This is a genomic window from Kitasatospora sp. NPDC001175 (genome assembly GCF_053598215.1).
In genome coordinates, this window is sequence record NZ_JBSFJU010000164.1 from 1 (window position 1) to 4,672 (window position 4,672).

At 69.0% G+C, this 4,672-nt stretch carries 4 protein-coding genes and 1 pseudogene; 3 read left to right on the forward strand and 2 right to left on the reverse strand.

Features of this window, described 5'->3' with window-relative positions:
- Positions 1-92 precede the first annotated feature (92 nt).
- Positions 93-419 (reverse strand): hypothetical protein, encoded by a 327-nt coding sequence (locus ACWDAK_RS40620; protein WP_427396294.1) that lies wholly within the window; start codon positions 417-419, stop codon positions 93-95.
- A gap of 201 nt (positions 420-620) precedes the next feature.
- Complete coding sequence (locus tag ACWDAK_RS40625; RefSeq protein ID WP_449806579.1) at positions 621-2,705, reverse strand: ATP/GTP-binding protein; 2,085 nt, start codon at positions 2,703-2,705, stop codon at positions 621-623.
- Between the two features lie 224 nt (positions 2,706-2,929).
- On the opposite strand from ACWDAK_RS40625, the gene ACWDAK_RS40630 reads away from it, so the two are divergent.
- The 3 genes and pseudogenes from ACWDAK_RS40630 to ACWDAK_RS40640 form a co-directional block, all read left to right on the forward strand.
- On the forward strand, positions 2,930-3,367 hold the full coding sequence (locus ACWDAK_RS40630) for a hypothetical protein (RefSeq protein WP_344641268.1): 438 nt from the start codon (positions 2,930-2,932) through the stop codon (positions 3,365-3,367).
- 157 nt (positions 3,368-3,524) lie between these two features.
- Complete coding sequence (locus ACWDAK_RS40635) at positions 3,525-3,803, forward strand: hypothetical protein (protein WP_344641267.1); 279 nt, start codon at positions 3,525-3,527, stop codon at positions 3,801-3,803.
- Between the two features lie 366 nt (positions 3,804-4,169).
- Positions 4,170-4,672: pseudogene (locus tag ACWDAK_RS40640) on the forward strand (IS5 family transposase); the annotation flags it as partial.

Below are 4,672 nucleotides of genomic sequence, written 5' to 3' on the forward strand. Positions count from 1 at the left end.
CAGCAGCCTCGGCTACCGCAGTCCCGCCGAATACGAGACCGTCCTGGCGGCCTGACCACCACACCAACGGTGTCCGTCAAAGCGGAGCAAGCTCAACCGTCTATGTCCCCAAGTCCGGCTGCCAGCCGGGCCATCTCGTGCAGTCGCTCGTAGTACCTGGTCCCGTCCTCGTCGCTGATCGAGGGTAGGACCTTCTCAAGGACCTCGATGCACTTCAGAAGGGTTCTGCGGCGCCTCTCGTCGAGAACGCTCGACAAGGACGAAGAGACGCAGCCGGCGACGTCCGCATCCAGCAGCACCAGGTCTTCGCCCTCGACTTCTCGACCACGAAGGTGCGCAGGGAACTCCGCCTTCATGTGCACTCCCCACAGTTGTGGGAGCAGGTCATTACGTTCCAACTCACTGATGTCCGTGATCATGGCAGCACCAACGAACCAGGTCACCTGAGACGACGAGCGAATCGGACCAGATCATCTGTGACAGGGACCAAATCGCCTGAGACGCGACGGCCGGTGGCAGTCGGGCAAGATTCGCTGGCACCCTATGGCCAAGGGCACCCGCAGGGCGGGCAGCCATGGTCACGGTCGTCTCCTGGTGGACCGATTTGCCGCGGTCCAGCGCTACTGGCCGGTGCCCAGGTGGGTGCACCGGTTGGTGACCAGGGTGCGCCAGCGGGCGCGCGTGGCGTCCGGGCCGTCGAGCCAGCTGGCGGCGGAGGGGTCGTCCAGGGGGAGGTCGGCCATGAAGTGGGCGATGTCGACGTAGTAGGCGCGGCTGACGTCGATCGGGTCGCCGGTGCTGGTGAGCGCGCGCAGGCCGGAGATCGCGTCGGTGAGCGGGCCGAGGTTGCCCTGGACGGCGTGGTGGAAGCAGAGGGCGAGCTCGAGTGCGGCTTGGGCGTCGGTGACACCGGCGGCGGCGGTTTCGGCGCGCAGGACTTGGACTCGGTCGTCGATGTCGGCATCCGTACCGGCATCGCGGAGGAGGGCGGCGATGCGGGTGGTGAGGGTGGTGGCGCGCAGGTCCAGGCCGGTGAGCAGGTGATCGGCGAGGTCGATCTCGTCGTCGGCGAGGTCGGGGTCGGTGAAGGCGAGGGTGAAGGCGCGTTGGGCCTGGGCGGTGGCGCGTTCGCCGGCGACGGCGTGCTGTTCGGCTTCGGTGCGGGCGGCTTCGTACGCGGCGGCGGCGCGGTCCATGTCGCCGTGGGGCCACCAGATGTCGCCGAGTACGCGGTGGTGGCGGCCCTTCCAGCCGAGGGTTTCTGCGACCTGCAGTGCGGCGGGGAAGTCGCCGGCAAGGCGGGCGAGGTGGGCGAGGCCTCGGCGGGCGGCTGGGGCGAGGTGTCCGCCGCCGTCGGCGACGAGCTGCATTCCCTGGCGGGAAGCGGTGTGGCGGCCGAGGTCGCGTTGGGCCTTGGCGAGGTAGTAGACGGCGAGCTCGTTCAGGTCGGCAGGGAGCAGGCCGGTGTCGACGACCGTGGTGAGCCGGTCGGCGGTGCGGGAGCGGTGTTCGTGCTGCCGGCGGGCGAGCGCGCTCAGGGTCTCCACGAGCGCGTCCGCCGGGGTCAGCAGGGCGTCGGCTCCTGGTCGGGTCGACTGCGGATCCGCGGCATTGGCGGGCGTGGCCGGGGTGGGTGGGGCGATGGGCTCCCAGAGCCAGTCGCTGACGTAGGCCCAGGTAGCTTTGGTGAGCCAGTCGAGGTCGAGGCGGTGGTCGCGGGCGAGGGTGAGGCCTTGGCGCAGGCAGGCGACGAGCAGCATGCGGCTGCGGGTGGTGTTGGTGGTCCACTGTTCGCCGAGGGCGGCGAAGGCCCGTGCGGCGGCCTGCTGCCAGTCCTGTTCACTCCAGCGGTCGTCGGTGTGGTCGTCGGCGCTGCGGATGGTGGAGCGGATCAGGCCGTGCAGGTGGTAGGGCCACAGGCCGAAGGGGTTCTCGCGGATGAACGGTCGTTCGGTCAGGCGCAGTGCTGCGGCTTCGTGGGTGAGGCCGGCGGCCCGGGTCGCGAGGGTGGTGTCGAAGGCGTCCAGCAGGGTGACCGAGCGTAGGACGTGCCGCTCGTCGGGGGTGAGGTCGCTGAGGGTGCGAGCGATCAGGGCAGGGAAGTCGTGGTCGAAGTCCGCTGGCTCCGGAGTGCGGGTGCGGCGGATCTCCAGGAAGCGCATGACGGCGAGATCAAGGTAGAGCGGCAGGCCGTGGCTGCGGGTCGTGATGGTCTCGCGGATGCTCGCGTCGATGAGTGGCTGGCTGTCGCGGGTGAGGCGGCGTGCAAGGTAGCGCTCGCAGTCTTCCGGTGAGAAGTCGCCGATGAGGATCTGGCGGCTGCCGCCGCTGCCGGCGGCGGTGGATACGCTGCGGGCGCCGGGGATATGTGCCGCAAGTCCGGGCCAGGCCGTGGGGCCGGTGAAGTCGAGCTGGCCCTGGAGGCCTTCGTCTGCCCACTGCAGGCGGCTGCGTCCGGTGATGATGAAGAACGCTGCCGGCATCAGCCACACGATGCGCTGGATGACGCGCTCCAGGTCGCGGTTGGTGCGGTCGCCGATGTCCTCGAAGGTGTCCAGCAGGATCATCGGGGTGATGGCCTTCTTCGCTGGCAGCTGCGCGAGTTCCCAGGCCATCAGGTGCGCGTAGTAGGAGAACGCCTCGAGGTCGGGCTCGGCCTCGAGCAGGTCCGCGAGACGGGCGCAGCCGGCCAGGGCCTGTGTCATTTGATGTCGTTCGCGGAGGGCTCGCACCAGGGTGGTCGTGATGTGGCCGATGGCGGAGCCGACGACGCCGGGCACTGCCAGCTGCTGGGTGACCTTGATGGGGATCCTTGAACTTCCCCACCCCTTGCTCGGTTAGTGGCCAGATCTGGTCACTCGGATTCCCCACTTCAGTGGAGGCGGGCGGGAAGTTAGACCTGAGCTGGTTCAGCGGGCACCATGCCCTGGTGAGCATCATCATCAAGTTCTTCGCGGCACCGGACCGTGACGCTGCAGCCGCCGTCGTGGAGGGTGGCCCCGACGGGGTATTCGACTCGCTGATGTACGGCAACTTCGATGCTGAAGAGGCCCTGATCGAGTGGGAGAGCCTCTTTACCGGTCGGAGCTTCGAGGAGCTCGTCGAGGCTGATGTGCCCGACGTTGTTGCCGACCCGGGCGACGGTGAAGGCCCTCTGGTTCTCGTGGTTTCTCTTGCCCTTCAGGACGCGTTGGCCGCCGCTGACGGTCCCCGGCTTACCGAGGTCAGCTGGCAGTGGGTCCAGGAACGGGCAGAAGACGGCGAGGTGTTCGCCCCAGAGACGGCAGCCTGGATCCTGACCGGCTTGGCAGAGCTGGCACGGACGATCGGCGACCGGGAGGACCGGTTGTACTGCTGGATGGCATAAAGGCGCGAGGCGGCCACTGATCGTCGCCCGCTCCGGGTCGGCCAAACCTGCTCGGGTGCCCCACCCATCGTGTGATCTCGCTCGGCGTGTCCGGTTGCCCATCCGGACCTCGCCGCCCGCCTCGACGACCTCACCGACCGCACAGGCCGCCTGCGCCATGACAGCGACCAACGACGCACCTGACACCACCGCCGAGGAGCGCTGGCAGCACATCGAAGACCGGCTCGCCACCATCGAACGCCGCATCCGCGAACACAGCAGCGCCGCCATCGCCACCATCGACACCTGCCTGGCCAGACTCGACGCCCTCCGCCACGACCTCGCCCACCGGCCCTGGCCCCCGCAGGCCATCCCCGCACCCGCGGACCCTCCGACCATCCCGCCGCAACCGACGCGAGCCCCAGCCGAGAGTCCGGCGGCTCACGCGCGAGGGTGACCGGCTTCCTCAGCGGCGCGGGCCGCCAGGGGGTCCGGCCGGTGTGCCCGCCGGTACACGGCGTGCTCGTGGGCCGGTTCGCGCGGGGTCCTGTGCGGCCGCGGAAAGTTCACAAGTGCCGGCTGCGGCGTGGTGGGTATGCGCCTGGCGCGGCAGGGCAGGGCGAGCGTTCTGGGGGGCAGGACGCCGTCGTCTGGGAGATAAGAGCCGTGGGCGTCGACCAGGAGTACGCGCAGCAGCGAATCGCTGAGGCCATCGCTGCTCGCGAAGCCGAAGAAGGCCACAGCTGGGAGCAGCTCGTGAAGGTCGGCGCCGCCTAGGCCGTGTGTCGAAAGTGGATCTTGAGGCGGTGCATGATCACCGTTCATGGGGCGGGGAGATCTCACGGACAAGCAGTGGGCGGCGCTGGAGCCGTTGCTGCCGAAGGGCGTGAAGGCAGGTCGGCCGCCTGTCTGGTCTCGGCGGCAGTTGATCGACGGCATACGGTTCCGGGTCCGGACCGGTGTTCCGTGGCGGGACGTACCCGTCGAGTACGGGCCGTGGGGCCGGATCTACGACCTGTTCCGCCGGTTGCAACGGGATGGTACCTGACACCGGGTCCTCACCCAGCTTCAGTCCCTGGCTGACGCGAAGGGTGCGATCACATGGGACCTGAGCGTCGACTCCACGGTGTGCCGTGCCCATCAGCATGCGGCCGGGGCCCGGAAGCGGGGTGACCTGCAGAAGGAGTCACCGGGTGGTGTCTTTGCCGAGCCTGGTGATCACGGGCTGGGACGTTCGCGCGGTGGGTTCACCACCAAGCTGCACCTGGCCGTCGAGCAGGGGCAGAAGCCCATGTCGATCGTGGTGACGGCCGGGCAGCGTGGAGA

Coding starts and splice junctions, on each gene's coding strand:
- ACWDAK_RS40620 (WP_427396294.1), bottom strand. CDS start 419: ATGATCACGGACATCAGTGAGTTGGAACGTAATGACCTGCTCCCACAA.
- ACWDAK_RS40625 (WP_449806579.1), bottom strand. CDS start 2,705: ATGACACAGGCCCTGGCCGGCTGCGCCCGTCTCGCGGACCTGCTCGAG.
- ACWDAK_RS40635 (WP_344641267.1), top strand. CDS start 3,525: ATGACAGCGACCAACGACGCACCTGACACCACCGCCGAGGAGCGCTGG.